The sequence below is a fragment of the Candidatus Fermentibacter sp. genome (assembly GCA_030373045.1).
GTDB lineage: Bacteria > Fermentibacterota > Fermentibacteria > Fermentibacterales > Fermentibacteraceae > Fermentibacter.
Map to the genome: position 1 here is coordinate 17,689 of JAUCPW010000027.1, position 26,251 is coordinate 43,939.

At 68.3% G+C, this 26,251-nt stretch carries 23 protein-coding genes and 1 tRNA gene; 6 read left to right on the forward strand and 18 right to left on the reverse strand.

Features of this window, described 5'->3' with window-relative positions; translation table 11 throughout:
* The first annotated feature begins 137 nt into the window (after positions 1 to 137).
* Complete coding sequence (locus tag QUS11_05155) at positions 138 to 788, forward strand: hypothetical protein (GenBank protein ID MDM7992682.1); 651 nt, start codon at positions 138 to 140, stop codon at positions 786 to 788.
* Here the strand turns inward: QUS11_05155 and QUS11_05160 are convergent.
* The 7 genes from QUS11_05160 to QUS11_05190 form a co-directional block, all read right to left on the reverse strand.
* The gene (locus tag QUS11_05160; protein MDM7992683.1) at positions 763 to 1,587 is read right to left on the reverse strand and encodes a nitroreductase family protein; all 825 of its coding nucleotides are present in this window, start codon (positions 1,585 to 1,587) and stop codon (positions 763 to 765) included. The two genes, QUS11_05155 and QUS11_05160, sit on opposite strands and share 26 nt — an antisense overlap.
* Complete coding sequence (locus QUS11_05165; protein ID MDM7992684.1) at positions 1,568 to 3,154, reverse strand: Ig-like domain-containing protein; 1,587 nt, start codon at positions 3,152 to 3,154, stop codon at positions 1,568 to 1,570. Before QUS11_05165 ends, QUS11_05160 begins: the two co-directional genes overlap by 20 nt.
* Positions 3,151 to 4,461 (reverse strand): tetratricopeptide repeat protein, encoded by a 1,311-nt coding sequence (locus QUS11_05170; protein MDM7992685.1) that lies wholly within the window; start codon positions 4,459 to 4,461, stop codon positions 3,151 to 3,153. Before QUS11_05170 ends, QUS11_05165 begins: the two co-directional genes overlap by 4 nt.
* On the reverse strand, positions 4,458 to 5,372 hold the full coding sequence (gene miaA / locus QUS11_05175) for a tRNA (adenosine(37)-N6)-dimethylallyltransferase MiaA (protein MDM7992686.1): 915 nt from the start codon (positions 5,370 to 5,372) through the stop codon (positions 4,458 to 4,460). The genes QUS11_05170 and miaA overlap by 4 nt, the downstream gene beginning before the upstream one ends.
* On the reverse strand, positions 5,369 to 7,045 hold the full coding sequence (gene mutL / locus QUS11_05180; GenBank protein ID MDM7992687.1) for a DNA mismatch repair endonuclease MutL: 1,677 nt from the start codon (positions 7,043 to 7,045) through the stop codon (positions 5,369 to 5,371). Before mutL ends, miaA begins: the two co-directional genes overlap by 4 nt.
* A gap of 30 nt (positions 7,046 to 7,075) precedes the next feature.
* A tRNA-Leu gene (locus tag QUS11_05185) sits at positions 7,076 to 7,160 on the reverse strand.
* 155 nt (positions 7,161 to 7,315) lie between these two features.
* A complete protein-coding gene (locus QUS11_05190; protein MDM7992688.1) occupies positions 7,316 to 7,813 on the reverse strand; it encodes a rubrerythrin family protein in 498 nt (165 codons plus the stop codon).
* A gap of 207 nt (positions 7,814 to 8,020) precedes the next feature.
* On the opposite strand from QUS11_05190, the gene QUS11_05195 reads away from it, so the two are divergent.
* Positions 8,021 to 10,093 (forward strand): C25 family cysteine peptidase, encoded by a 2,073-nt coding sequence (locus QUS11_05195; protein ID MDM7992689.1) that lies wholly within the window; start codon positions 8,021 to 8,023, stop codon positions 10,091 to 10,093.
* A gap of 48 nt (positions 10,094 to 10,141) precedes the next feature.
* On the opposite strand, the gene QUS11_05200 is transcribed toward QUS11_05195, so the two are convergent.
* From QUS11_05200 to QUS11_05235, 8 genes are read right to left on the reverse strand one after another with little or no spacing between them, the layout of a single operon-like run.
* Entirely contained in the window at positions 10,142 to 10,831 is a 690-nt protein-coding gene (locus QUS11_05200; GenBank protein MDM7992690.1) for a DUF2161 family putative PD-(D/E)XK-type phosphodiesterase, read from the reverse strand.
* Positions 10,828 to 11,085: a cupin domain-containing protein gene (locus QUS11_05205; protein MDM7992691.1), complete on the reverse strand. Its 258-nt coding sequence runs from the start codon at positions 11,083 to 11,085 to the stop codon at positions 10,828 to 10,830. Before QUS11_05205 ends, QUS11_05200 begins: the two co-directional genes overlap by 4 nt.
* Positions 11,078 to 12,994, reverse strand: a complete 1,917-nt coding sequence (gene uvrC, locus QUS11_05210) for an excinuclease ABC subunit UvrC (protein ID MDM7992692.1) — start codon at positions 12,992 to 12,994, stop codon at positions 11,078 to 11,080. The genes QUS11_05205 and uvrC overlap by 8 nt, the downstream gene beginning before the upstream one ends.
* Complete coding sequence (gene murJ / locus QUS11_05215) at positions 12,972 to 14,654, reverse strand: murein biosynthesis integral membrane protein MurJ (GenBank protein ID MDM7992693.1); 1,683 nt, start codon at positions 14,652 to 14,654, stop codon at positions 12,972 to 12,974. Before murJ ends, uvrC begins: the two co-directional genes overlap by 23 nt.
* Positions 14,654 to 16,144 (reverse strand): hypothetical protein, encoded by a 1,491-nt coding sequence (locus QUS11_05220; GenBank protein ID MDM7992694.1) that lies wholly within the window; start codon positions 16,142 to 16,144, stop codon positions 14,654 to 14,656. Before QUS11_05220 ends, murJ begins: the two co-directional genes overlap by 1 nt.
* On the reverse strand, positions 16,141 to 17,910 hold the full coding sequence (locus QUS11_05225) for a DUF3857 domain-containing protein (protein MDM7992695.1): 1,770 nt from the start codon (positions 17,908 to 17,910) through the stop codon (positions 16,141 to 16,143). The genes QUS11_05220 and QUS11_05225 overlap by 4 nt, the downstream gene beginning before the upstream one ends.
* 3 nt (positions 17,911 to 17,913) lie before the next feature.
* Positions 17,914 to 18,639: a 5'/3'-nucleotidase SurE gene (gene surE, locus QUS11_05230; protein ID MDM7992696.1), complete on the reverse strand. Its 726-nt coding sequence runs from the start codon at positions 18,637 to 18,639 to the stop codon at positions 17,914 to 17,916.
* A 10-nt stretch (positions 18,640 to 18,649) separates the two neighbouring features.
* Positions 18,650 to 19,555, reverse strand: a complete 906-nt coding sequence (locus QUS11_05235; protein MDM7992697.1) for a PorV/PorQ family protein — start codon at positions 19,553 to 19,555, stop codon at positions 18,650 to 18,652.
* Between the two features lie 83 nt (positions 19,556 to 19,638).
* Between QUS11_05235 and QUS11_05240 the strand changes: the two genes are divergently transcribed.
* Genes QUS11_05240 through QUS11_05255 form a run of 4 tightly spaced genes read left to right on the forward strand, consistent with a single transcriptional unit; the run spans position 19,639 to position 23,067 of the window.
* On the forward strand, positions 19,639 to 20,451 hold the full coding sequence (locus tag QUS11_05240; GenBank protein ID MDM7992698.1) for a biotin/lipoate A/B protein ligase family protein: 813 nt from the start codon (positions 19,639 to 19,641) through the stop codon (positions 20,449 to 20,451).
* On the forward strand, positions 20,442 to 21,338 hold the full coding sequence (gene lipA / locus QUS11_05245) for a lipoyl synthase (GenBank protein ID MDM7992699.1): 897 nt from the start codon (positions 20,442 to 20,444) through the stop codon (positions 21,336 to 21,338). Before QUS11_05240 ends, lipA begins: the two co-directional genes overlap by 10 nt.
* Positions 21,335 to 22,294: a tRNA-dihydrouridine synthase gene (locus tag QUS11_05250; GenBank protein MDM7992700.1), complete on the forward strand. Its 960-nt coding sequence runs from the start codon at positions 21,335 to 21,337 to the stop codon at positions 22,292 to 22,294. Before lipA ends, QUS11_05250 begins: the two co-directional genes overlap by 4 nt.
* A complete protein-coding gene (locus QUS11_05255; GenBank protein MDM7992701.1) occupies positions 22,291 to 23,067 on the forward strand; it encodes a hypothetical protein in 777 nt (258 codons plus the stop codon). Before QUS11_05250 ends, QUS11_05255 begins: the two co-directional genes overlap by 4 nt.
* Here QUS11_05255 and QUS11_05260 read toward each other — a convergent pair.
* From QUS11_05260 to lpxK, 3 genes are read right to left on the reverse strand one after another with little or no spacing between them, the layout of a single operon-like run.
* Complete coding sequence (locus QUS11_05260; GenBank protein MDM7992702.1) at positions 23,062 to 23,589, reverse strand: C40 family peptidase; 528 nt, start codon at positions 23,587 to 23,589, stop codon at positions 23,062 to 23,064. The two genes, QUS11_05255 and QUS11_05260, sit on opposite strands and share 6 nt — an antisense overlap.
* A complete protein-coding gene (gene nadB / locus QUS11_05265) occupies positions 23,589 to 25,169 on the reverse strand; it encodes an L-aspartate oxidase (GenBank protein MDM7992703.1) in 1,581 nt (526 codons plus the stop codon). Before nadB ends, QUS11_05260 begins: the two co-directional genes overlap by 1 nt.
* Positions 25,166 to 26,251 carry a tetraacyldisaccharide 4'-kinase gene (gene lpxK / locus QUS11_05270; GenBank protein MDM7992704.1) on the reverse strand — a complete coding sequence of 362 codons (1,086 nt, stop codon included), beginning with the start codon at positions 26,249 to 26,251 and terminating at the stop codon, positions 25,166 to 25,168. The genes nadB and lpxK overlap by 4 nt, the downstream gene beginning before the upstream one ends.

Sequence of the window (26,251 nt, forward strand, 5' to 3'; positions counted from 1 at the left end):
CCGGTGGCCGCCTCTCGGTCAGCGCAGCCAGGTTCAGGGGCGACCTCGAGCAGCTCTGCTCGGAAGGCTTCTACCTGATCACCCCTGACGATCTGGCGGACGGTCTGTCCGGGCTGCCCGAAGGGCGCAGCCCCGTCATGGTGACGTTCGACGACGGATGGCAGAGCCAGTTCGACTACGTCCAGGACGCCGACGGGCTGCTGCGGATAGACCCTTCCTGCGCCGTGGGGATCATGGAGTCCTTCTGCTCGGAACACCCGGACTTCGGCCGCGGGGCGGTCTTCAACATCTCCCTCGACAAGACGCCCTTCGGCCAGGCGGAGCACCTCGAACGGAAGCTCAACTTCCTGCTGGACAACGGCTACGCTGTAGGGAACCACACCATGAGGCACAGGAGCTTCACCGGCCTTCCTCCCGAGCTGTGGGCCCCCGCCCTGACCGCAGTGCTCTCCGATCTCGACCGCAGCCTGGGGATGAGAACCGGCGAGATCAGCACGGCCGCATGGCCCGGCGGGCGCCTCCCCGAGGGCCGGTGGGTCGAGGAGAGGCTCGGCACGATCGAGTACGAGGGCTCCCCGGTGGCCCGGTTCGGATTCGTGGTGGACGGAGCCCTGGCGGATCTCGGAGACGTGGGTTCCTCGGGCGGCCGCCTGAGGCTCAGCAGGGTGGACATGGCGCTCTACTCGATATCCAGACTGTTATTGCACAACGGCTTCTACAGGCCTGACGCCTGGCGGGCCGACCTTCACGATCCGATGCCCTTCAGACCCGTGCCGTCCCCGGAATAGACGGGCCCAGGAGCTCCCAGTCGCGGGGAGGGATCGGCCTGCAGCCCCAGGCCGGCCTGCCGACGCAGAGCACTGCACAGAGCCTCATCCCCGGCCTGGCCCGGGAGGACCTCCTCCATCCCGGCATCACGGGATAGAGCGCCCGGGCCACGCCGTTCCAGAAGGTGCCCAGCCCCATTGCCTCCGCAGCGGTCATGACGAGGGTCGCTGCTATGATCCCGTCGCTCAGGGAGGTCGGGCTTCTCCGCGGCGAGAAGAAGAAGAGGACCAGCGGTGCCTTGCGGAAGACGAGATCCTCCCCCGCCGCCTCGCGTTCCAGGAATGGGCCGGTCCTGGTCAGCGCTCCCAGGATCCTCAGGAGCCCGCACTTCCCGAGCAGGCGGGCCGTCCTGACGATGCCCGTGCCGAGAGCGAGGGCTTCGGTGTCCCTGAAGGCCCTGACTGCCAGGCCGCAGGCGTTCACACCGGTGGGCGACCATCCGACCGGCTCGAGGAGCCTCGCGAGTTCCGCATCCGAAATGGAGCTCCCATCAAAGAACCTCGTCGATCTGCGCCTCTTCATGAGAGAAAGCAGGGAATCGCCGCTGCACGGTTCCACGCCGGCCGGTTCGGAGCAGCCGAAGGCGCCGGCCGGACAGAAGGCCGCGCAGTGCCCGCAGGCTATGCATTTCCGTGAATCGAACGAGGGGCGGTCCCCCGGGTCACCGGAGACCGCCGATACGGGACAGACCACCCGGCATCTGCCGCATGAGGTGCACGACGCGGGGTCGAAGACGGCCTCAGGGGAGAATCTCGACATCTATCCCTCCGGTCACTGTCCCCGGGCGCACGAGGACCACCCCGGGCCACGACCCGTAGGGTTCGCCCGGATCCCACGCACCGTTGCCGTTGCGGTCGGACCAGCACGAGACCGTGTACCGCCCGGCCGGGATGCCTTCGAGGAGGAACCTGCCAGGGTCGATCCCGACGCTGATCGAGGCTCCCCCCGAACCGGCCGCACGGGCCTCCAGAACTATGCGTGCTCCTCCTCCCGAGACCGTTCCCTCCATGCTCCCGGGCTCGTCGCCCCATGCCGCCACGAAGGACCATCCCACCGATCCCAGGGAGTCTCCCGCAGGCGAGACGAGGCCGGGGCCTATCTCGACCCTGTACTGCTCCTCCCCGAGCAGGTCATGCAGAGGAGTGAATGTGAAGGACCTTCCGTCGTCCGCCCTGAGCACGCCCTCCACCACGGAACTGTCGGCGACCCGGGTCATGCTGAAGACCCCCGCCAGGGAATCGGGATCGACCCAGTCGGAGAGCGAGAAGATGACTGATGTCGATGCGGACACTTCCACGGAACCCGGGGCGGGGAACGTCGATCTGACATGTATCGTGTCCACCGATGCCGAGTCCGACGATTCGAACTCGATCGAATCCGGTGCGGACGTGTTGCCCAGGAGGTCGGCGACGCCTTCCGTCCGGAGGAGGAGTACGCCTTCCGGCATCCCGCCGGTGGCCAGGACTAGCGACCTCTCCTCCCTCGAACCGGACGACCAGCAGCCGAGCACGGGGACCGGGATGCCCGAAGTATCGCGGATGCCGAACACCCGCCGTGCATCGGCCGGCTGGGCGGGCTCTTCGTTGAAGTCCACCCGGGCGTGGAACTCGTCCAGTGCGAGAACCTGCACGAGCCTCGGACCTATCGTGTCCACGACGGTCAGGACGAGTTCGAGATCGAGCGAGTCGGCGTCGCCGATCACCACGGTGGTCTCGGCGCCGGCTTCGACTTCGCGCTCCCAGGACATGCTTCCGTCGCCGTCCTCGAAGCAGATCACCGAATAGGCGCCGCCCGGGAGCCAGCCAGCCACGGCCGATCCGGTCGAATCGGGCGACGTCCTGCGGACCATCGTTCCCAGGGCGTCGAGCACGTCGATCTGGACGGACCCGCTGAGCACGGTCCCCCCCTGCCTGGCGAGCCCGATCCTCAGGGATCCGGAAGGCAGCGTGTCCAGGCCGCTGTAGGCCAGGTCCACCGCCTGGACGATCCTGTTTCCCCGCAGATCGGCCGCCGTGCCGGAGACATGGAGGATCATCGTCCGGGCACCAAGCGGTTCCTCCAGGGATACCACGGTCCGCCCCGGGGAGCTGCCCACGCGGATCGGGATCGCGGGGAACACCCTGATCTCGATGGAGCTCTCCTGCATCCGCTCGCTCCACCGGATCGCCACCTCGTCGAGATCCGGCGTGCCGGCGGAAGGCTCCGGTGAGAGCGAGACGATGTACGGCGGTTCGGTATCCTCGGGGCCGCCGGAGGGTGCCGCGATCCTGGCGCATCCCGCCATGAGGGCGGCCATCGCGGAGGCGCACAGGAGGCGGTACCTCACTGCCTCCTCCCCTTGGCCGGAGCCGGGGGGTTCCTTATCGCCGAAGCCCTCTTGTAGAAGCTGGATGCCTCGGTGTAGCGCTTCTGCTTCTCGAGCACGATGGCGAGTTCGGAGAGGATGTCCGGGTCGTCCGGAACATGCTCGCAGGCCGCACGGAGGTACTCCTCGGCGCTCGAGAGCTTCTCCAGCAGGTTGTAGCTCCTGCCGAGGAAGAAGAACACCGCGGCGTTGCCTCGAGACAGGTGCGATGCGTTGGTCAGCGTCTCGGCCGCCTTCTCGTACTGACCCTTCCGAAGCAGCGAGACTCCCTCCAGGAACACCATCTCCTCTCGCGTCGCACCGTTCCTCGTGGCCTTCTCCTCCCAGCCCTTCTCTCGGAGAGTACCGAGCACTTCGAGGAGGCCCTTGGCCCTCATGTAGAGAGCCCTTTCGGCCGAAGACGGGGTATCGCTGCGGATCTGGTCGGGCTTCGTCGCCTGGCGCGGAGCCTTCGTCCGTTCCCCGGACGAAGCATCATGCTCCGCCCTGCCGACGTCCTCCGGTGCGGATTCCGCCTCGGCCACGGCCGGGCTCTCCTGCGGCGCCGGGGAGGCCGGCGGGCCGACCTGCGGATCCGCTGCGTGCTCGGCGGGTCCCGGGGGGGTGACGAGGACGGGCTGTGCCATGAGGCTCTCGAGGTCGACCCCTGCCTGCCCCTCTCCCTCGTCGCCCGATGCCGCGAAGAGGGCCATCTGCCTGCCGGTGAGCCCGTCGGCCAGGAGCTTTCGGAACGACGCGATCTGTCTCTTCTCGTCGTCCATCTTTATCAGGGGACGAAGGTGGAATTCGCTGATGCTGCCCGTCACGAGGAGTTCGCGGCGTATGACGAGCGGGAGCTTCAGGACGTTCAGGACCTGCGTGATCCTGGCCCGCGAGAAATCCAGGAGTTCGGCCAGGCGGCTCCTGTTGGGGACGATCGCGGTGCGCAGGAGCCCGTCGAAGAGGAGGGCCTCCTCCAGGCTGTTCTTCACGGCCTTGTGCGCAGGGGGTATGTGCACGGGATTCCTGACCACCAGCGCTCTGATGGAGAGCATCCCTGCCGCTCTGGCCCTCCAGAAGGAGTCGTGGTTCACCAGGAGGGAGAACCGGCCTTCCTCCTCTATCAGCACCGGCGGAGGCACGGGTTCCGCTCCCGGCGTATCGGGGTTCCAGCCATCCGGCGGATCGAGGCTGTCGACGTCCTCGATCCTCACCTCCTCGAGCGGTACATGCTCGGAAATCGTATCGCCGACCTTCTGCACGATCCATCCCTCCCTGTCCGTGATCATGGGACCCCGTCTCCGAACAGGGTCTCGAACAAGGCTCCAGGGTCGCCCCCGTCGGTCACCAGATCCGCCGGGAGCCGGCCCAGCATGTTCCTCTGCCTCCGCGAGAACCGCCATGTGCCGTTCTCGATCGCCGTTGCCGCATCATCGCCCGAACCGCCCGCCTCGAGCGAATCCAGCACCTCCCTGTACCCGATGGTGCGCCCAGGGGCGCAATCCCGGCCGAAACCCGCCGCTGAGAGCCGGCGGACCTCGTCCACCAGACCCGATTCGAGCATCGAGCGGGTCCTTGCCGAGATCCTCCTGCGCAGATCGGGGCCGGGGACATCCACCCTGGCTATCCTGAACACGTCACCCCGCCCGGGACCCCCCGTCCTGAGGCTCGACGCCCTCCTGCCCGAGAGCAGCGTGATCTCCAGCGCCCTCAGAGCCCTCACGGCGTCCGAGGGGTGAAGCGTCCCGGCCGAGGCGGGATCGAGCCGCGCGAGACACCTCCGTACGAAGCCCCTCGAAGAGCATTCGCAGGCAGAGAGGATGGATCTGAGGGTCCCGTCGGCCTGCGGAAGCGGATCGAACCGCCCGGTGAGGGCCAGGAGGTACAGGCCGGTGCCGCCCACCACGACGGGCACCGCCCCCCTCGCGCGTATCGCGGGAGCAAGGGCGGAGGCCTCCCTGGCGAACCTGCCCGCCGAGTAGGTCCCGTCGGGGTCCATGATGTCCAGGAGATGGTGCGGGACCGCCTCCCTCTCCTCGCGGGTCGGCTTCGCGGTGCCTATGTCCATCATCCTGTAGATCTGCCTGGAATCGGCGCTTATGACCTCCATGCGTATCCTCGCTGCCATCGCGAGGGCGAGCCCCGTCTTCCCCGAGGCCGTGCACCCGGTGATGACGGGGATGGGCGGAGCGGGAGTCACCTGCCGAACCTCCGCGCGAGTTCCGCGTCCGATATCTCTATCAGAGTGGGCCTGCCGTGCGGGCAGTGGAACGGGTCGGACGTCGCGAAGAGCATGTCGAGGAGTTCGGCTGCCTGCTCCGGATCGAGCGCGTCGCCCAGCTTGACCGCCCCGGCGCAGGCGGCGGCCGCAGCTATCTGGTCGAGCGGGGGGAGGGACGCCTTCGAGGGTTCCGAGAGCGCCGACAGGATCTCCATCACGGCCTCGGCGCCGTGCCTCACGCCCTCCGGAACCGACATGAGGGTGTACTGCCCGCCGGACGCGTCTATCTCGAAACCCGCCTCGGTGAGCATGTCGCGGAAGGCCTCGAACTGTTCGGCCTGCCCGGGACCCGGATCGAACTGCTCGGGCAGCAGGAGGCGCTGCCGGCCCGCGACTCCCTTCCGGATGCTCTCGAAGAGGACCCGCTCGTGTGCCGCATGGGGGTCTACTATCACGATCCCCCCGGATACCGATGATACCAGGTAGCGTCGCCCCACCTGCTGCACGGCCGAGACCCGGGGCGCAACCAGGCCGTTCGCGGGCAGATCCGGGCCGGGGGACATGACGCCTGCGCCCCCGTCGAAGAAGTCCGGGGGCCGGTCGTACCCGTCCTGTGAGGCGGAGGAGGCCGGTCTCCTCACGGTTCCGGCGGCCCTCACGCCCAGGGCCAGGCCCACCGCGGCGGATCTGCCCGCCGAGGCGGCGGAGACGGCAGATGCGACGAGGGCCTGCACCCCGGAAGGGTTCCGCAGGCGGACCTCGAGCTTGGCGGGATGCACGTTCACATCGCACTCGCCGGGCAGGAGATCGAGCCTGCAGACGCATACCGGGCAGCCGGCAGGCCCCGCGAGCATGCTCTCGAGGACGTAGGAGACCGACCTGACCGAGACGGGCCTGCCGTCGACGACGACATACACGTGCTGTCTCGAGGCCGAGGTCCTGTCCGGGAAGAACACGACGGAGGCCGTTCCCGGCCCGGCAGATGCATTCCCCGCTGCCGCGAGGACTCCGTCCGGGATTCCGAACCTCGCCCTGAGTCTCGATTCGAGCGTGCCCGCGGGTATGGAGAAGGACTCCCTCCCGTCGCACGAGAGGCTGATCGAGACATTGTCGTTGGAAAAGGCCAGACCTTCGAGATGCCTGCGGACCCAGGACTCCTCGGTGCCTTCGGATCGCAGGAAGCGCCTCCTGACGGGCTGGTTGAAGAAGATGCCCGATGCGGTGACCGTAGTTCCCCTCGTCCTTGCAGCAGGAGTGACGCCCCCGAGCACCCCTCCCTCCATCGAGAGGGCCCAGGCTTCGGAACCGTCGCTGGTAACGATCGAGAGGCGCGTGACCGAGGCGATGCTGGGAAGTGCCTCCCCGCGGAAACCGAGGGTGGAGAGGCTGTCGAGATCCTTCGCGAGCATGATCTTGCTGGTGGCGTGCCGCTGCACGGAGAGCAGGAGGTCGTGGCGCGACATGCCGCACCCGTCGTCCCTGACGGTGATCGACTGCCTGCCCCCCCGCTCTGTCGAGACCCCGACCGAGGCCGCACCTGCGTCGATGGAGTTCTCGACGAGCTCCTTGACCACGGATGCGGGCCTCTCCACCACCTCTCCGGCAGAGATGAGGTTGACCACTTCATCGCTCAGGACTCTTATCGCAGGCATGGCCTCCAGCCGACGGATCGTCGGTCGGGCTGGTGCCGGGAGAGGGATTCGAACCCTCACGGCCGCTGGCCGACGGATTTTAAGTCCGTTGTGTCTGCCGTTCCACCACCCCGGCACGCCTTGTTAACGCAAGTATGGGAATAAGCGGCGAAGCGGGCAAACCCGTCAGTCATGGACCGGTCCGGGAGGTCGGGGTCGTCCAGGGATTCCGCGGCGGAGCGGGGAGGCCCGCCGGAGGGCCGACTCCCCGGCGGGCCGGATTCCGAAAGGCTAGTCTATCCTGACGAAGGAGGATCCCTTCGCGCCGCAGATCGGGCAGACGTCGGGGGCGCCCTTCTCCGCGGTGAATCCGCACACCGGGCAGATGTGGTAGGGATACTGGTCGCCGCCCTGCCCGAGGCTCTCGAGCATGGTCCCGAAGAGGCCGGCATGTATCCTCTCGACCGAGTTGGCGAACTCGAACGAGCGCAGGGCCTGTGCCTCGCCCTCGGTCCTGGCGTCCTCTATCATCGCAGGGTACATCTTCTCGAACTCGTGCACCTCGCCGGCAACGGCAGCCGCGAGGTTCTCGCGGGTCGAACCGATGCCGCCCATGGCCCGGAGGTGGGCATGTGCATGCACCGTCTCGGCCTCGGCCGCGGCCCTGAAAAGCCTTGCAGCCTGCGGATGCCCTTCTGCGTCGGCCTTCTTCGCGAATGCCAGGTATCTGCGGTTCGCCTGGGACTCGCCGGCGAACGCCTGCTTCAGGTCATCGAGCGTCTTTCCCATCTCTTCCTCCCGCCGTCTCCGGCCGATGGAGCCATCCCGACCCATCCACTGGACACCGGCCAGTTATACGAAATGCGCCCCGAAGGCGCACCGGCACACTCCCCCCCGGGCCGGGCCACGCTTATCTTCGCGCATCGAGAACCGGGCCGGAACCGGACCTTCCGAAACTCCGTTCCTCTCGTATCACACCAGCGCGAGGGAGCATCGATGATCGCAGCGGCACGCATCCCGCTCGCAGCGGCAGTTTCGGTCTGCCTGTCCGCACTCCCGGCCCCCGCCTCCGCCGGCGGGACATCCTTCGACTTCTCGCTTCCCGCGGGAGGTTTCGAGATGGTGGAATACGAGGGGGGGGATGCCATCTGCTGGCCCGGCGCGACCCCGTGCTTCCCCGAGGGTCAGCCCGACCTCCCTGCCATGGCGCGCACGTTCGTCATCCCCCAGGGAGCTTCGGCCGTCGAAGCCTCCGTAGAGGTCATCTCCGAGACCCGGGTCGACGGGATGTACGACATCCTCCCCGTCAGGTCCGTCCCGCTCGGGTCCGATCCCGGCCCCTTCCTGAGGGACCCGGGCGTCTACATGGGCGGCGCGGTCTTCCCGGCATCGAATGTCGTATCGGTCGAGACAGGCACCCGCACGGGCTTCCGACTCGCCACCGTGCAGTTCACGCCGTTCACCTACGATCCGGCATCGGGCTCCGTCACCTGCATCACGCAGGCGAGGGTGACCCTCCGCTGGGAGGACGACCCCGCGGCGGACACCTTCAGCCTGGGAGCGGCGCAGGTGGGGAACGCCGAATCCATCCTCGAAGGCATCGTGTCGAACCCGGAGGACCTCTCGGCCTGCCGGCCCCAGGTCCGCGGAGGAGGGACCGACTGGTCGTCCTGGGTGGTCATCGCCCCGGAAGCCCTGGAATCCACCCTCGAGCCCCTGGTCACCCACAGGAACGCTTCGGGCATGACGGCTGAATTCGTCTCCACCGAATGGATCTACTCCTCATACGCGGGATACGACACCCAGGAGCAGATCAGGAACTACATAAAGGACGCCTATCTCAACCACGGCCTCATGTACGCCCTCATAGTGGGCGACTGGGGCCCGACCCAGCGGATGTCGAGCCTCGACGTCGGCGGCGGGACGGTTCTCAACGAAACCACAGACCTCTACTACAGCGACCTCGACGGCACCTGGGACAACGACGGCGACCACCTCTACGGCGAGAACACCGACGGCATCAACTACTACTCCGACATCGCCGTGGGGCGGTTCAGCACCGACCTGCCGGCGCAGGTCGCTACGATGGTGCAGAAGACCATCGAATACGAGACGGTCTCCCCCGCCGGTTCCTGGAGGACCCGCGCACTGCTCTGCGGGGCCGGCCTGTGGCCCGAGTACGGCTACTGGGGACGCTTCGTCTGCGACTCGATCTGCAAGAGGATACCCGGCTCCTGGATCGAGACGAAGCTCTACGAGTACTCATCCGGATCGCACCCCAACAACCAGGTCGACTTGATCAACGAGGGTGTCAGCTACGTCTCCCCCCAGGGGCACGGATTCTCCTCGGGGATCTACTGGTACTACGCCCCCACCAGCATGATCACGGCCGGCCTCATCAACCAGATGACCAACTGGGGCATGTTCCCGGTGTTCCATTCCATAGCCTGCCTCGCCGGACAGCTCTCGGTCTCCAACTGCAGCGCAGAGAGGCTGATGAACTCGACCACCGGAGGGGCCGTGGCCGTGATGTTCAACTCGAACAACGGCTACGGGGCGCCGCCCTCGATGGGCCCGTCGGAACATCTGGAGGTCCATTTCGCCAACCAGATGTTCGTTCTGGGCGTACAGAGGGTGGGCGACATGCAGGCCGCGGCCAAGGATGCGTTCAAGGCGGCAGGAGGCATGTCGATGCAGAACTGGGTGCTGCAGGAGAACAACCTCCTGGGCGACCCGGCGCTGCTATTCGTCACCAACCAGACAGGCCTGGGCGGTGGTGCTCCCGAACAGGGTCTGCGGGTCGCCACTGGCATCAGCCCCAACCCGGCATCCGGGTCGATCTCCGTGTACTGGTCCATGCCGGAACCGTCCGGGTTCACCCTGTCGGTCTTCGATGTCACGGGCAGGCTGGTGAGTACGATCACCCAGGACGCATCGGCCTCCTCGGGCATGACCGTCCTCGACGGGCTTTCGGACGGCGGGGCACCCATGGCGTCCGGGTGCTACCTCGTCAGGCTGGATACCGCCGCGGGCTCCAGCTCATCGAGCATGGTCTACCTGGGGCGCTGATCCGCAAGGTGCATGGGGGGCGGCCGGGCCAGGGTCCGGGCCGCCTCTTCATTCCGCCCCTGCTCCCCTGACCGGGCCGGCTCCCGCGGCCGACCAGGCAGCGGACTCGGCAGCGCCCCTGGGGGTAAGCCCGTAGGTGCCAGGGCCCGTCTTCTCGAACCATCCGTATACGTTCCGGTATACGATGCTCCATGCCCCGGGATCGCCCAGGCATGCGGCGGCCTCCGCGGACCGCGAGGGTCCGTTGGCCGCCAGGAATGCAGCCACCGCCAGCGCCCTTCGCCTGTAGGCGGTCATCCTGCCTCCGCGCTTCGCACTCCCCCCGGTGTTGGGGTCGCCTTCCAGCGCCATGTGTTCGGCCCTGAGCCTGGCCCGCCCTGCCTTCGACCGCCTCGGCCGGTACTCGCCCGGATCGATCAGCGGATCGACCGAGCCCGACCGGGTGTCCACCGCGAGAAGACCTATCCCCAGCATGCGCAGCAGCTTGCGGACCTGCCTGCCGCGCAGCGAGGGGGAGTCCGAAGGCACCGCCACGTAGACCGAATCGGCGCACGAGAGCCTCTCGACCGCCTGCAGCACCAGCTTCAGGCAGAAGGTGGACTTGAGTTCGACCGCCACGATCCTGGAGCCGTTCACTCCCACCGCGTCGCAGTCCAGAACCTCTCCCCTGACCTCGTACCCGAGGCGCCTTAGGAAATCCCTCACCGGGGGGTAGAGGGAGGACTCGCCGCCCTTCATCTCGATGCGGGCAGGGAGCTGAAGCAGAGCGCCACTGCCGTCTCCGGACCCCTGTTCTCGAACACGTGGGGGACTCCGGGAGGGATCACCAGCAGCCCTCCCCTTGCGGCAGACATCCTCTCCTCGAACCCCAGTTCGGTATCGCCGATGAAGACCTCTCCTTGCAGGACCGCGACCTGCTCGTCCCTGCCGGGATGGACGTGCCCGCCGCGCCGGCAGCCCGGCTCGATGGAGAAGGCGTGGCAGTCAGTCACCGTCGTGATTCCCGTCCCGGCCCCCGGGAGATGGTCGAACGGGTTCAGCACCCACCCCCTCTGATCGATGTGCATCTCCTTCTCCACGAACCCGAATCTGCTCCGGGGACTCCCATCCATCGATATACCTCCTGAGGAGCGCCGCCCTCGCCTTGCCTATCCCGGGCACCGTGCAGAGATCCTCCTCCGAAACGGCCCGCAGCCTCTCCACGCTGCCGAACCGGGTCAGCAGGAGAGCCCGCAGCGACGGCCCCACTCCGGGGATGTCGTCCAGGACAGACCTGATCTCGCCGCGCGAGCGGCTTGTCCTGTGGTAGTGGAGGACGAACCTGTGCGCCTCGTCGCGCATGGCGACAAGGATCCTCATGGGGGGTTCGTCCGGGTTCCGGGACACGGACCGCTCCTCCCTGCCGCACAGCAGGGCCTCCTCCTTCTTGGCTATGGCCACGAACAGGGTCCGGTCGGCGGCGTCCCCCGCCGCGGCGATGGCGGCCCTGAGCTGGGTGATCCCGCCGTCGACAAGGAACAGGTCGGGCAGGGCTCCGTTCTCGATGCCGGCCAGGAACCTACTGACGGAGTCGGCTATCATGGCCGGATCGTTCCGCCCTATGCCCTGCGCCATCGAGAATCTCCTGTACCCCGACTTGTCCGGCCTGCCGCCCCTGAAGCTCACCAGGGCGGCAACGGGATAGGACCCCTGTATCGTAGAGGCGTCGAGGGCGACCATCCATTCCGGCGGGGCGGGAAGCCCCAGCATGTCCGCCAGCGCCTCCAGGGCAGCCTTCGTGCGTTCGGCCCTGCCCCCGGGCCTCTTCCATTCCAGCCTGGCCAGGAAGTGATCCAGGTCCTTCAGTGCAACGGCCACGAGCTCCCTGCCCGTCCCTCTCGCAGGAGCATGAATCGTGACCGAGCCCTTCCTCCTGTCCGAGAGCCATTGCGAGAGCATGTCCGAATCCGCGGGATCCTCCGTGGTCAGGATCTCGCGGGGTATGTCGCCGGTCTCGGAATAGTAGGTGTGGAGGAGGACCGACAGTCGCTCGGGCACGCCAGCCTGCCTCCAGCGGCTTTCGAAGGGCAGCCTGACGACCCCGGTGAACCTGCCGGAACGCATCTGGAGGATGATGCCCCAGTTCTCCCTGACTGCCGCTATGTCCCTGCTGACCCTGTCCTTAGCGCTCTCCGGGGCGGGCCATCCGAAGGAGTCGAGCCTGGCGAGGAGATCGCGCCATCTCGCGGCATCCTCGTACCTCATCGCCCGGGCCGACTCCTCCATCCGCCCCTCGATCCCCGACCGCGCTCCCTCCCAGTCGCCCTTCAGGATCCTGAGCACCGCCTCGACGTTCCCGGAGTAGTCCCCCCTGTCCGAGACGCACGGGGCCGGGCAACGGGATATCTGCCCGAGCAGGCAGCTCCTTCCGGTGCGCGAGGCGGGCTCAGGGGTGCGGCATCTGCGCAGCGGAAACGCCTCCTGCAGGAACTCGACCAGGGAGCGCAGGGTCCTCGAGTCCGGATACGGCCCGAACCTGGGGATGTCCCTCGAAGGGTCGACGTTCCTGGTCACCACCAGCCTGGGCAGCTCCTCGTCGGTGGTCAGCTCCAGGAACGGATACCTGTGGTCCTGGCGCAGGCGGACATTGTACGGGGGCTTGTGGATCCGGATGAGATCGGCCTCCAGGACCAGCGCCTCGACCTCCGACCGGGTGACGGTCCATTCGACCGTGCAGGCCTTCTCGAGGATGATCCTGTGCCGTTCGTCACCGGGGTTCGCGAGGTGCCCCCTCAGCCTCCTGTTGAGGTCGACCGCCTTGCCGATGTAGAGGATGGCGGCCGAGGGGTCCACGAACCGGTAGACCCCCGGCAGGTGCGGGGCCGCCCCCGCCGCGGCCTCAAGCGACGGCTTTCCCGCCACGGCCGAGCACGAGTTTCAGGAGTGAGGCGGTCCCCCGGCCGCCCGTGGCGACGAGCACGATCAGGAAGCAGGCGAGGGAGGCCAGGGCTGCGCATGTGAGGGCGGCCAGCCCGGGCAGGGTGCCGCCTTCGCAGAGGGAGTCGACCCATGGCCTCATGGCGAAGAGCAGCCAGAGGCATGCCCCCGAGGCGACCGGGACGGCCGCCCAGGCCCTTGCGGGGGCTCCGCTCCCGGGGCCCAGCCTCCTCCTCATGGCGATCCGCAGAGCGACGAGGTTGGCGGCCGACGACAGGCTGGTGGCCAGGGCCACGCCGGCCAGCGGTCTCGCCCATCCCGTCGTTATGAAGAGCCACGACAGGGCGACGTTCAGCACAATGTTGAGGCCCATCGAGGCCATTCCTATCATGGCGGGGGTCTTCGTGTCCCTCATGGCGTAGAAGACGGGTGCGGTGATCTTCACGCCGCCGTAGAACACCAGTCCGATCGAGTAGAAGGTCAGGGCCGAGGCGGTCAGGTCGACGGAATCGGCGCCGAACGCACCCCTGGAGAGAAGGACCGCAACGCTCTGGCGCCCCAGGACCGACGTGAACAGGGTGGCCGGCACCAGCAGCGCGGCGAGACCGAGCGTCGCGTATCCGAGGGTCTTCCGTGCCTCCGAAAGCCTCCCGGCCGCGGCCTGCCGGCTCAGGGTGGGCAGCAGCGCCGTAGCCGATGCGACCGCGAAGATCCCGAGGGGGAACTGCATGATCCTGTTGCCGTAGGAAAGAGCCGCAACGCTGCCCTCCTCCAGCAGGGACGCCACCATCTGGTCCACCAGGACGTTGAACTCGGCGGCAACGAGCCCCACGAGAGCCGGAACGGCGAGCCGGAGCACGGACCTGAACTCGCTGTCGCGGAATCCGAAGTCGGGTCTGAGGGAGATGCCGTTCCTGCGAAGCGCAGGGAGCTGGACGAGGAGCTGCGCGACCCCCCCGGCAAGGATGCCCGCGGAGTAGGGCCAGACGGGAGCGTCCGCCCTCCAGACGGCCGGCAGAGCGAAAAGGCCTGCCAGGGCCAGCAGGTTGAAGAGCACCGGCCCCAGGGAGGGCGTCAGGAAGTGCCGTGCGCTGTTCAGCATCCCCATCACGACGGCCGCTGTCCCGACGAAGAGGATGTAGGGGAAGAGGAATCTGAGTAGCTGGGTGGAGAGGAGGGCCTTGCCGGGCACTTCGCCGAAGCCGGGGGCGAAGAGGGCCACCAGGAGAGGCGCCGCCAGGATACCCAGAATCGAGAGCGCGGACAGGCAGAGTGCGGAGAATGTCACGACCCTCGATCCCAGCTTCGAACTCTCGCGACCGCCCCTCGAAACGAGTGTGGAAGTGAAGGTGGGCACCAGGGCGGCGCTCACGGTCGATTCGCCGAAGAGCCTCCTGAGGATGTTGGGGACCACGAAGGCCAGGGTGAAGGCATCAGCCGCCATGCCGGTGCCCAGCACGGCGGCCTGGCCGACGTCCCTCGCCAGCCCCAGGATGCGGCTGAGCAGTGTGAGCAGGCCCATCAGGCCGGCTGCCCGGGCGACCTTCCTGCCCTCCTGCCGGATCGAACCGAGCGAGCCGGCATCCCCCGCCCGACCGCGGGGGACTTCCCTTGCTCCGGCAGCATCGATGTCACGGATGGTCATCATGCATCCCCCACCAGGATCACGGGGGCGCTCGAGAGGGAGGCGGTGTCGGCGGCGGTGCAGCCGTCCTCCTCTATGCGGAGCCCGTCGCTCGCGGCCTCGATCCTCCCGGGAAGCTTCCAGGTCCTGAGCATTCCCGGGCAGGAGCAGCCCGGGAGCAGCGGCAGCCTCGAGGGCTCGCCCGGCGCCACGCCGCCCGCCAGCCGTCCGCCGGCCGCGAGCGATGCTCCCTCGGCCAGATCGTAGAGGTCGGTCGTCTCCATCGAGTCGATGATCGCTACCTGGCCTCCGGACAGCAGCCAGAGAGCCAGCGCCGCAGCGGCAGGCGGCCCGTCGAGGCCCGCGAGCCTGTGCCTGAGCAGCGAATCGGCGGCACCCCCCGTGGACAGCTCGAGCCTGAACGAACCGTCGGCGGATATCTCCCAGGCCTCCCTCCAGTAGTCCTCGGGTCCCCCCGCGGCGGGAGCGGCCGGCGCGTCTCCGTGGGGGCCGAGCATGGAGAGCGACTCCCGCCCGGGTATGTGGAAGGCGCTGTTGAGATAGGCCGAGGGATCGACGAGCAGGCTCCTGCCGTCCGGCAGCCGTGCCGAGATTACAGGCCTGTCCCAGTCGACGGGGACGGGGACGGATGCCGGGTCCGACGAGGCGAACAGGAGTTCGGTCACGATCCCGGCCTCGTCGAGAACCGCTGCGGTGACGAGCGCCAGTTCGAGCCTGTCTGCACTCCTGTTCCTCATGAGTTCGTCGATGGAATCCACTGCGAACAGCCGGCAGGGGTGCCCCGGCGACTCGAGGGTGAAGCTGTTGCAGACGATGGTCCTGAGCCTGGCCATGACGGCCGGGATGTCTGCTCCGGCAGCGCCGGCCTCGAGGGCGGCCCCGGCCACCGAGGTCGGTCTCTCCGCATCGAGGGCCGCCAGGTAGGATTCCGACATCATCGAGTAGAGCGCCTGCCAGCCGGGTATGGTGGAGACGGACAGGCGCCCCGCCGGAGCGAAGGCGGTGAACACCGCGTCGGATCCGTCCATCTCGAGGCTGTAGCCGTCACCCTCCCAGGCCGGCTCCTCCCCCAGGCCGCGCATGGTGATCCTTACACTGTCGGCCCATTCCGGTGCGGTGAAGCCCAGCCACGCGCCGTCGTCCCACAGCCCTCCGTGGTCGACGGTCTCCACCCGGAGGAATCCCCCTCCGTCCATCCTGCCGGGGAACGCCACGACCAGGGCCAGGGGCATCCCGGAGGAGCTGCCGAGGGTGTCCACGGCCCAGCCCGGCAGGTCCGATCTCGTCCCGTCGGCCGTTTCGACCCAGGCATCGAGGAGCCGGACGTCCGTGAACGCCGGATCGAACGGGACCGGATACCTCCTCGAATCGAACCCGTCCACGGAGAGGACGGTCGTCAGATCGCCGTCCTGTTCGGACATGTCCATGGAGAGCAGCGATGCCCGGGCCAGGGCGGCAAAGGCCACGAGCGCGAGCGGTGCGCGGATCAAGGCTCCTCCAGGCGGATCCGCCGCCCATCGCCGGAACACCGGAATGCCGCGGTCACCCTGAGCGTCCCGGCGGGATGGTTGCCGAGGTCGCAGATCTCCGTCCAGACCAGCGAATCCCCCTCCAGCCCGGCACTCACCGAGTAGCCTCCGCCGGCAAAGGGTCCGGGCGGCGATGCGGTCATGCCCCCCGGGATGGCGACGGCCCCCTCCAGCACTTCCAGCAGGGGCGTATCGGTGCCCTGCACCCTGCCGTCGCGGTCGGGGGCCGACAGCAGAAGGGCGGAGACCCTCGATCCTGCAACGTCGAGATCCGCCAGCCCGGGGAGGATCATGCGGATCCCCCCGGATTCGACCGCGCGGGACGGGATCGAGACCGTCCCCGACACGGAGAAGTCCGAGAGCGGGTCGCACGGATCGCCGTGGACCCCCAGGGTGCTCCCGGGCGAGACGCCGAAGAGCGCCTCGAGGAGCTCCGGCCAGGCTCCGGAGTCGACACGCGAGAGCATGTCGCGCCAGAGTTCGTCGGCAGCTCCTGCGAAACCGACCTCCATCGTGCCGCGGAGGCTGTCCAGCCCGGGTGAGAATCCCAGGGAGACCCTCATCCTGAGGGAATCGAGTCCGGGGTCGGGAACCGTCACGTATCCTTCGCACCAGGGGGCGAGAGGGAGGACCGGGAGGCCCCGGAGCGCATAGCTTGCGGGGGTGGAATGGCCTGTGGTGGAGGGGTCGAGCACGTCGAGCACGCCGTCCCTGTCGAGCAGGACCACCATGTGGTCGAAGTCCCTGATGCCGCAGAGTGGATCGAGGGGGTGCGACGTCCTCGTCAGGCCGAGCCAGGCACCGTGACCCGCCGCCCTGAGAAGCGCGGCCAGGAGAACCGACTTGTCCCTGCACACCCCGCATCTGTCCGAGAGCGTTTCGGACGGCGTCCGTGGGGTGAAGCCGGGATCGGTGCCTATCCCCGATCCGAGATATGAGATGTTCGAGGCCACCCACGCCCTGAGGGTGTCCGGATCCGTACCGGTCGAGTCGAGAACCGGGGCGAGCGCCGACAGCTCCTCGCCCGACGGGATGCCCGGATCGAGGATCCCGTACAGGAGGACGCCCAGTTCGCCCGGTGAATGCGAGGAGATCGTGACGTGCCCGGCCTCCTGCTCGACCGGCACCCCGAGGGGCAGCACCGGCAGAGGCTCCATCGGACCCGACCGCCACTCCACCGTCCTCACGCCGTCTGACGTGAAGTCGGACAGGGGGCCGGGCCCCGTGAAGTGCAGCGGCACCCCGTTCGGCCAGCGGACCGTGAACGAGCTCGAATGGATGCTGTCCGAGGACTGGGTGTAGAAGGAGTAGCTGTAGGCGTCGGCGAGGGGCAGTCTGCGTATCTCCCGGCGCGTCGAGACGAATATGGTGTCGCCTGTCTCGAGGCCGGGGAACTCTATCAGATACTCCCTGAAGTTGCTCTCGAGCCTGCCGGCTTCGGCCAGCCCGGGCCTGGGCCTCTCGGTGGAGGCGGCCTCTGAGTCGGGTCTCCCGGGGCGCAGGGGATGAAGCTCGGCCGTGATCACAGTTATGGTTTCATTCCAGCTGTCGTAGGGGACGGACAGGGTCGAGAACCTGGAGACGCCGGCGGCATCGAGGGGGATGACCACCTCCAGGGATGTCTCGACCGCCGCGGCCGAGTCGCACGCCAGGTCGACAAGGGCCTGGTGCCTGAGGAAGACCGCATCGGTGCCGAGGATCAGGGCAGCCAGGAGAACAGGCGCCAATGCCTAGCCCCCTTGCGGCATGCTGAAACCCGGAAGGCTCCTGTCGAGCCCGAGGAGGGTGGCGCTGACGAATCCGGCCCTGAGTGCTTCCACGTCGGTGCCTTTCTCGTCCCTGAGGGGCAGTTCGTGGCATCTGCCGTACCGGTAGGATCGCCCCGGCTCGAGTACGATGAAGGGAGCATCCTGCGAGAACCTGCCCGTCCTCGTCCACACCGGCGGGCCGAGCATGCAGGAGGGGGCATCCGGGATGTTGAGATTGAGCACCGAGTCGGGGGGAATAGAGGCGTGCACGCCGGAACGGATCAGGCCTGCAACATACTCGGCGGCGCAGCCCAGGTGCAGGGGCGAAGGGGACCCGGAGCTCACGGCGATGGCGGGGATGCCCCAGAAGGCGGCCTCGCTGGCGGCGGCGACGGTGCCGGAGTAGTGGACGTTGTTCGCGAGGTTCGGCCCGGGATTGATACCGGAGACCGCCAGGTCGGGTATGAATCCCAGCAGCTCGCGGATCGCCAGCTTGACGCAGTCGGCGGGGGTTCCGCCCACCGACCAGGAGCGCCCGCCCGTGCTCGTGACCTCGATGTCGCGGTAGAGCCCCAGGGCATGGCCCGACCCGCTGCAATGGACGGCTGGAGCCACGACATACACTTCCCAGGAGGAGCGGAGCGCAGCCTCCATGGCTTCGAGCCCGGGCGCTCCGATGCCGTCGTCGTTCGTCAGCAGGATCCTCATGGCGCTCAGGTCAGATCCCGGTGGTCAGCACGATCCTGTGGACGTCCCCCAGGGACATCGCACCCGGGATCCACGCGTAGTCGAGGGCCCAGGCGCCCGCGGACAGGCCGATGCCCGCGGTGAGGTCCTGGGAGTCGTTTCCCAGCCGGTACCCGCCGCGCAGGTCGAGCCACGCCGCCGGCGAGAGTTCGAGCCCCGCCCCGCCGGACATGTCGTTGTCGATGGGCTTGCAGGTTTCGAGGGAGAGCGCTGCGGGGCCGGCCCAGGGGAGTTCGGCCCGGGTCGAGATCCCGGCCCTCCAGGTCATGGGCATCCGGTACCCGGGCCGGCTGCCGAAGTCGGCCGAAGGACCGATGTTCTGCACTGCGAGGCCCAGGTCGAGCCAGGGCAGGGGGTGCACCGCGGCCGAGGCGTCGACGGTGAAGCCCCACTCGTCAGTCTCCCAGATCTCCTCGTGCAGCAGCTTCATGCCTGCCCCGGCATCGAGGGGGCCCGACGAGGCCGCAACCGCACCGGAGAGAGCCAGGTCGAGGTAGTCGAAGGTTCCGAGAGGTTCTGCCACCGGTTCGTCGCCCCTGTACTCGAGCCCTCCTGCCGAGAGCGCGTTTATCCCCGCGGAGAAACGCAGGCCTCCGGAAGCCGCGACGAGAGAGGCCGTGTTCTGGCTGGCAGAGCCGAAATAGCTGGCATGGCTCGCCGAGACGCTCGCGCCGTCGAGGCGCGCCAGGCCCGCGGGGCACGAGAATCCCGAGAGGGGTCCGGAATTGAAGAGCACGGTGCCGCCGAGAGCGGCGGCGCGGGCCGAGACCTCGATCTTGAGGAACTGGAATGCCGAGGCTCCGGCATCCCGGTATATTCCGTCTCCGGAGGCCGCATGGACGCAGACGGCCGCCATGACGAACGGGAACGCTCTCAAGGGCACCTCCGGTTCGTTGTTGTTCAATCTATCTGATACCTCCGGCGATGACAACGGTTCCACCGCCGGGGACCGGAGGACGGTTGGGTCGGATCATCGAGATCAGGTCGGGCGCTTCCGGGGGCCCGTGGAACATGGCGGTCGACTCGCTCCTGCTCTCCATGGCGGAGAGCGGTGAGATCGGGTTCGCTCTGAGGACCTACACCTGGAAGCCTGCATGCGTCTCGATCGGGAGGCTTCAGGACCCCTCGAGGGAGATCTCGGCCGGAGCGCTGCGCGCCGCCGGCGTGGGAGCGGTGCGCAGACCCACCGGGGGCAGGGCGGTATGGCACGAGAACGAACTCACGTACTGCATCGCGGCCGCACCCGGGCATCCCGCGGCGTCGGGCTCCATTGAGCAGAGCCTGGCCATGACGGGCGGCATGCTCGTCGAAGCGCTCGAATCCCTGGGCGTGCCCGCGACGCTGGCCCGGGCGGACAGGCACCATCTCCCCCGCGGGACGGCCTCGAACCCCTGCTTCACGTCGCACGGCCGCATGGAGGTCATCGTATCCGGCTGCAAGGTCGTGGGAAACGCCCAGGCCCGGAGGAGGGGGGCGTTCCTCGAGCACGGCTCCATCATCGTGTACAACGATCAGGTAAGGCTCGCGGACTTCCTCCCGGGGGCGGACGCCGGATCGAGATGCTCCGTCAGGGACGTCCTCTCGTCCGGAGTCCGCGGCCTCGGCGACTTCATCCCCGGCATCACCCCCGGCGACGTCCGGGAACCGCTCCATTCCGCCTTCGCCAGGGCCGCGGTATGCACCCCCGAAGCCCTGGAGGAGGGCGACCTCGACGTGAGCCGTCTCGGAGCCATGAGGGATTCCCTGGAACGGGAGGCGCTGGAATGGGAGTGAGGGACCGCATGCCGGAATGGCTCAGGACCTCCACGCTGGGCGGCGACGGGGCCGCCAGGGTGCGGAGGCTCATAGGCGGGGCCGGCCTCCACACCGTGTGCAGGGAGGCCGCCTGCCCCAACCAGGGACGCTGCTTCGACAAGGGCACGGCGACCTTCCTGATCCTCGGCGACACCTGCACCAGGCGCTGCGCCTACTGCGCCGTCCGCAAGGCGTCGGGCTCCCTTCCCCCGCCCGATCCCGGCGAGCCCGGCAGGGTTGCCGGGAGCGTCCGGGAGCTCGGGCTCTCGTACGCGGTGGTGACCTCGGTCACGAGGGACGACCTGCCCGACGGGGGTGCATCCGTCTTCGCCGACACCATCCGGGAGATCCGTTCGCTGTGCCCGGGCACCCGGGTGGAGGTGCTGACGCCGGACTTCGGGGGCGATCCGGCAAGCCTCTCCCTGGTTGCGGAGGCCCGCCCCGACGTCTTCAACCACAACATCGAAACGGTGGAGAGGCTCTTCCCGGTGCTCAGGCCGGGGGCTTCGTATCGCGCATCCCTCGAGGTGCTCGCCCGGTTCAGAGCCATGGCTCCCGGAATACCCACAAAGAGCGGCATGATGCTCGGTCTCGGAGAGACGGCCGCCGACACGAGGGATTCCCTGGCCGGGCTTCGAGACGCAGGCGTCTCCATCCTCACGCTCGGCCAGTACCTGATGCCCAGCCGGAACCACCATCCCGTAGACAGGTTCGTCACTCCCGAGGAGTTCGACGGGTGGAAGGCCGAGGCGCTCGCCGCCGGCTTCCTGGCGGTGGCTTCCGGACCTCTCGTGAGGAGCTCCTTCGACGCGGCAGCGAGCTTCGAGAGCCTGTCCGGCCGATCCTGCCCCGGGGGGCGGAGTTGACCGCCGCCCCCAGGGAGTACACCCACGGCTGTTCGCTGGCCCCGATGGCCGGTTTCAGCGACTCGGCCTTCAGGATCATCTGCAGGAGGCTCGGTGCGACATCGTGCGTCACCGAGATGGTGAGCGTCCAGGGGCTCTCGAGGAAGTCCGCCGGATCGTGCCGGCTGCTTTCGTTCTCGATCCACGAGAAGCCACTCGGTGTCCAGCTCTACGGCTCGGAACCCGCCGACTTCGAGCGGGCCGCGCGCACCGTCTCCGGGATGGGCTTCGACTTCATCGACATCAACGCGGGCTGTCCGGTCAGGAAGGTGCTCGCCAGCCGGTCGGGCGCCGCTCTCCTCCTCGATGTCCCAAGGCTGCTCGACATAGTCTCGGCGGTGTCGGCCGGGGCGGACGGCCTCCCCGTGACGCTCAAGATCAGGCTCGGCTGGGATCCCTCGAGGCCCCTCCCCCGCGAGATCGGGGCGATGGCGGCGGCCAGGGGGGCTTCCGCGCTGGCCGTCCACGGCCGCTACCGGACCGACATGTTCGAGGGCCCGGTCAGGCTCCCGGAGATGGCCGGGATCGTCGAGGCCTCACCCATACCCGTCGTGGCGAACGGCGATTCGACCACCCCCGCCGCAGCTCTGCGGATGCGCGATTCGTGCGGGGCGTCGGGCATCCTCGTTGGACGCGGCGCGATCGGGAGGCCGTGGTTCTTCAGGGCCGCGTCCGGTACCGGCACCCCCGAGCCGGGGCCGGGTGAACTCGCCCCGGTCGTGCTCGAGCATCTCTCGCTCATGAGGGCCTGCATGCCCGAGCCCTTCGTATTCCATGCCTTCAGGGGCCAGCTCGTGCATTACCTGAAGGGATTCCGCGGAGCAGCCTCCCTCAGATCCAGGGCCGTCCGGGTGGAATCGGAGGAGGACGTCAGGGACGTGCTGGATGAGGCGGCAGCGATGTCGGAGGCTGTATGAGCATCAGGCGGATGTCCGCCCTGCCCCTGCTGATCGCCGCCGCATCGTGCGCGCCAAGGGAGGCCGCGGTCGCGCCGGAGATCGCCGTCTCGGGCGGCACCACCCTCGACTACGTCTGGCAGGATGGAGATACCTGGAGGTTCCTGGCCTGGGCCATCCTCGACTCCGAGAACGGCGAGGGGTACGAGGCCATTGCGCTCACATCGGGCTTCATGCCCGACCAGGCTCCGGCGGCAGGCTCGATCGTCACGCTCCCGCTCGACCCTTCGATGAGGGAGGCCCTCGAGAACAGGCTGGCCTCGGCCAGGCTGGTCAGGGAGGCCACGGGTCAGCACGGAGCGGGTCGTGAGGAGGAGTCGGAGGCGAGCCTGCGGGAGGCCATGACGGTCGATCCCGGCTGGTCGGTGCCGCGTTACGACCTGGCGCTGCTCCTCATCGGCAGGATGGATGCCGGCTCCGCACGGGCGGTTCTCGAACCGGTGTCCGGGAAGCCCAGGGCCGCCCTGCTGCTCGGACTCATGGCGTGGGAGGAGGGCGACGTCATGGCTGCGAGGGCCAGGCTCGAGGCCGCGGTGGCCGCGGAGTACCCTCCCGCCGAAGCCCTGGCCTCGGCTGCCATCGCGTACATGGTCACGGGCGAGGACTACCTGGCCGGCAGGCTCTGGACGAGGCTGCTGCAGGACGCGTCGGCTCCGAGCGAGCTGAGGCTCATGGCCGTGCGCTTCTGCCTGGGAATGTACGAGCCGCTTCCCCCCGGGTTCGACGGGTTATAGGAACCGGCCGGCGCCCACTATCCTGCTGAAGAAGTAGGGATTGGCCAGGGACTGCCGGACGACTCCCCGGCTCGACGAGGCATGGACGAAGAACCCGTCGCCTATGTAGATGCCGCAGTGCGATATTCCGCTTCCCGACGTGTTGAAGAAGATGATGTCGCCGAACCTCAGGTCGCCGGGCTGGACCTGCCGGGCCGCCTCCGCCTGAGTGCCCGCGGTCCTCGGGATCGCGATCCCCATCTCGGCGAAGACCGCCTGCGTGAAGCCCGAGCAGTCCACACCGTCCTTCGTCTCCCCCCCGTACCTGTAGGGAGTTCCGATCCAGCCCTCGATGATGTCCATCATGCGCCTGTCGCCGCCCGTCACCGGCTCCCCGGCGTTCGAGGAGACCCCGGCGGACCAGGCGGCCCCCCTGCAGTCGATCCCCCCGCCCGTGTAGACGGGGGCCGGGGAGCACGCGGCCAGGGCGAGGAGAGCCGCGAGCGGCGCACCGGACATGAACGGGCCCGGGCGAGCCCTCATCAGTGCCTTATCACCGTGTCCCTCCCCGGCGGGACGGTGTCGGGGCAGTCGAGGTTGTAGTGGAGGCCCCGGCTCTCGCGCCGGAGGAGCGCCGAACGGACGATTATGCCGGCCACGTCGCAGAGGTTCCTCAGTTCGAGCAGGTCCTTCTGGGGCAGGAGGGACCAGTAGTCCTCCTCGACCTCGCGCGAGATCACGTCGAGTATCCGGAGCGCCCTGCGCAGCCTGCGGTCGGTCCGGATGATGCCCACGTAGTCCCACATGGTGCTCCTCACGGCGGCCCAGTCGTGCTCGATCAGCACGATCTCCGAAAGGGGCCTCGCCCTCCCGAAGTACCAGTCCCTCACCGAGAGATCGGCGGGGAGCGGCCTGAGCGAGCCGGCCACGGAATGTGCCGCCTCCATGCCCATGACTCCCGCTTCGAGAAGGCTGTTGCTGCCCAGCCTGTTGGCACCGTGGAGCCCGGTAGATGCGGCCTCGCCCACCACCCTCAGCCCCTCCATCTCGGTCGAGCCGTCGATCCCTGCCACTACGCCCCCGACGCAGTAATGGGCCGCGGGGACGACGGGGATCGGCTCCTCCCATGGTTTGATGCCGACCGATGTGACACCTTCGGTCACCTCGGGGAACCTCTCCTCCAGAGCCCTCCTGCCCAGGGCTGTCGCATCGAGGACGACGTGGTCGTGCCCGAGCCTCTTCATCTCCGAGTCTATCGCCCTGGCCACGACGTCCCTCGGGGCCAGCTCGAGCCTCTGTGCATCGTAGCGTTCCATGAAGCGCTCGCCGGTGAGGTTGCGGAGCACCGCCCCCTCCCCTCTCAGCGCCTCCGTGATCAGGAAGTTCCTGCGGTCCCGGTGGAAGAGGCATGTGGGGTGGAACTGGTAGAACTCCATGTTGCGCACGGGAAGGCCGGCGCGCCAGGACATGGCTATCCCGTCCCCGGTGGCCCAGTCGTCGTTCGAGGTGTACCTGTAGACCTTCCCCGCCCCTCCGGTGGCTATGACCGTCTCCGATGCCAGGACGGTGAACACCTCCCCGTCGGCGAGGACGTACGCGCCCAGGCACCTGTCCGATCCGGCCGCGGTCTGGGCGGGTTCCGACCGCGATGCGGTGAGGAGGTTGATCGCGAACGCCCCCTCCATGATCTCGATGTTCCCGCGGGACCGGCACATCCCGGTGAGCAGGTCGCTGATCCACCTGCCGGTCCTGTCCAGGTAGTGCAGCACCCTCCTCCTGCTGTGGCCGCCCTCCATGCTGCCGACCCCCTCGTCGGCGCCCTCCAGGCGCACCCCCCAGGAGGCCAGCCTCTCTATCAGGGCGGGCCCGCGCGAGATGATCTCCCGCGCGACCTCCGCGTCCACCATGCCTCCGCCTGCCCTGATCGTGTCATCGAGGTGGAGGTCGGTGCTGTCATCGGCGCCCACCGGCGCGGCTATGCCGCCCTGGGCAAGGCTCGTGCTGCCGGCTGGCAGACTGATCTTGCTCAGCAGGAGCACCCTTACGGACCCGGGCAGTTCCAGCGCACAGGACATTCCGGCCAGGCCGCCTCCTATGATCAGCACGTCGCATCTCCTGATCACGATCTCCCGCTCCTCCCGGCCAGGGCCGCGATCTCCGCCAGCAGGCGGTCCGCCTCCCCCCAGACCTCCAGTTCGATCCTGAGTGAACATATGTTGAGCCTGATGCCCGGCGTTCCGAGCTTGACCGCGTCCTTCCGGGTCGTCACCAGCAGGTCGGCCTTCAGCTCCTTCCTGCGCTCCTCCATCCCGACGAGTTCCGAGAGCGAATAGAAGTGATGGTCGGGGAAGTCGAAGAATCCCGCCACATCGCATCCTGCTTCCGCCAGGGTGCCCCGGAAGGACTCGGGGCTGCCTATCCCGCAGAATGCCAGCACCCTGAGCCCCCTCGGATCGACGCTCCCGCCTCCGGGCATCTCGAGGGCCACGGGGACCGGGCGGCTGTTCACGACAGAGGCGCGCTGAGAGAACAGGGCGAGGGATCTGGCGAGCCACTCCGGGGTCCGCCCCGCGGGCACCCTGTTGACCCAGAAGCAGTCGGCGGCCGCGAGGGCCGACGGGAACTCCCTCAGCGTGCCTGCCGGCAGCACCCCTCCCCGCCCCAGCGGGTGTTCGAAGTCCAGAACGACCACATCCATGTCCCTGTGCAGCTTCAGGTGCTGGAAACCGTCGTCCACCAGCAGCATGTCGGGCTTCGCCTCCGAAGCCGCCCTGAGCGCGGCCGCCGCCTTGTCCGGTCCGGCGTAGACGCTGCATCCCGGCAGGTCGGATGCGAGCATGAGCGCCTCGTCGGAGGGGACGCCCGCCCCGGACGAACGCGACGAGAGAGAAGCGTTCAGCGGCTCCCCCGCACTCCTGTTCAGATCCCTGGCCACGACCGCCACCCGGAAACCCTCCGTGACCAGCCTGCGGGCAAGCCAGATCGTGACCGGCGTCTTGCCTATGCCGCCCATCTCGATGTTGCCGATGCTCACCACCGGGACTCCGGCCCTGATCCTGCGCCCGAGCCCCATCGCCGATGCACGCCTCCTGAGAGCGGCTGCCAGGCCGTAGAGGGCGGCCACGGGGCCCAGGGCAGCGCCGGCAAACCTCCATCCCCCGCGCCTCGCGGCAATCGCGGCATGGATCCGGTCAGGCCTCCTCAC

Excerpts from the sequence above, each read along its gene's own strand:
- QUS11_05155 (MDM7992682.1), top strand. The coding sequence starts at position 138 with ATGGTGACGTTCGACGACGGATGGCAGAGCCAGTTCGACTACGTCCAG.
- QUS11_05160 (MDM7992683.1), bottom strand. The coding sequence starts at position 1,587 with ATGTCGAGATTCTCCCCTGAGGCCGTCTTCGACCCCGCGTCGTGCACC.
- QUS11_05170 (MDM7992685.1), bottom strand. The coding sequence starts at position 4,461 with ATGATCACGGACAGGGAGGGATGGATCGTGCAGAAGGTCGGCGATACG.
- mutL (MDM7992687.1), bottom strand. The coding sequence starts at position 7,045 with ATGCCTGCGATAAGAGTCCTGAGCGATGAAGTGGTCAACCTCATCTCT.
- QUS11_05190 (MDM7992688.1), bottom strand. The coding sequence starts at position 7,813 with ATGGGAAAGACGCTCGATGACCTGAAGCAGGCGTTCGCCGGCGAGTCC.
- QUS11_05195 (MDM7992689.1), top strand. The coding sequence starts at position 8,021 with ATGATCGCAGCGGCACGCATCCCGCTCGCAGCGGCAGTTTCGGTCTGC.
- QUS11_05200 (MDM7992690.1), bottom strand. The coding sequence starts at position 10,831 with ATGAAGGGCGGCGAGTCCTCCCTCTACCCCCCGGTGAGGGATTTCCTA.
- murJ (MDM7992693.1), bottom strand. The coding sequence starts at position 14,654 with ATGACCATCCGTGACATCGATGCTGCCGGAGCAAGGGAAGTCCCCCGC.
- surE (MDM7992696.1), bottom strand. The coding sequence starts at position 18,639 with ATGAGGATCCTGCTGACGAACGACGACGGCATCGGAGCGCCCGGGCTC.
- lipA (MDM7992699.1), top strand. The coding sequence starts at position 20,442 with ATGGGAGTGAGGGACCGCATGCCGGAATGGCTCAGGACCTCCACGCTG.
- QUS11_05255 (MDM7992701.1), top strand. The coding sequence starts at position 22,291 with ATGAGCATCAGGCGGATGTCCGCCCTGCCCCTGCTGATCGCCGCCGCA.
- QUS11_05260 (MDM7992702.1), bottom strand. The coding sequence starts at position 23,589 with ATGAGGGCTCGCCCGGGCCCGTTCATGTCCGGTGCGCCGCTCGCGGCT.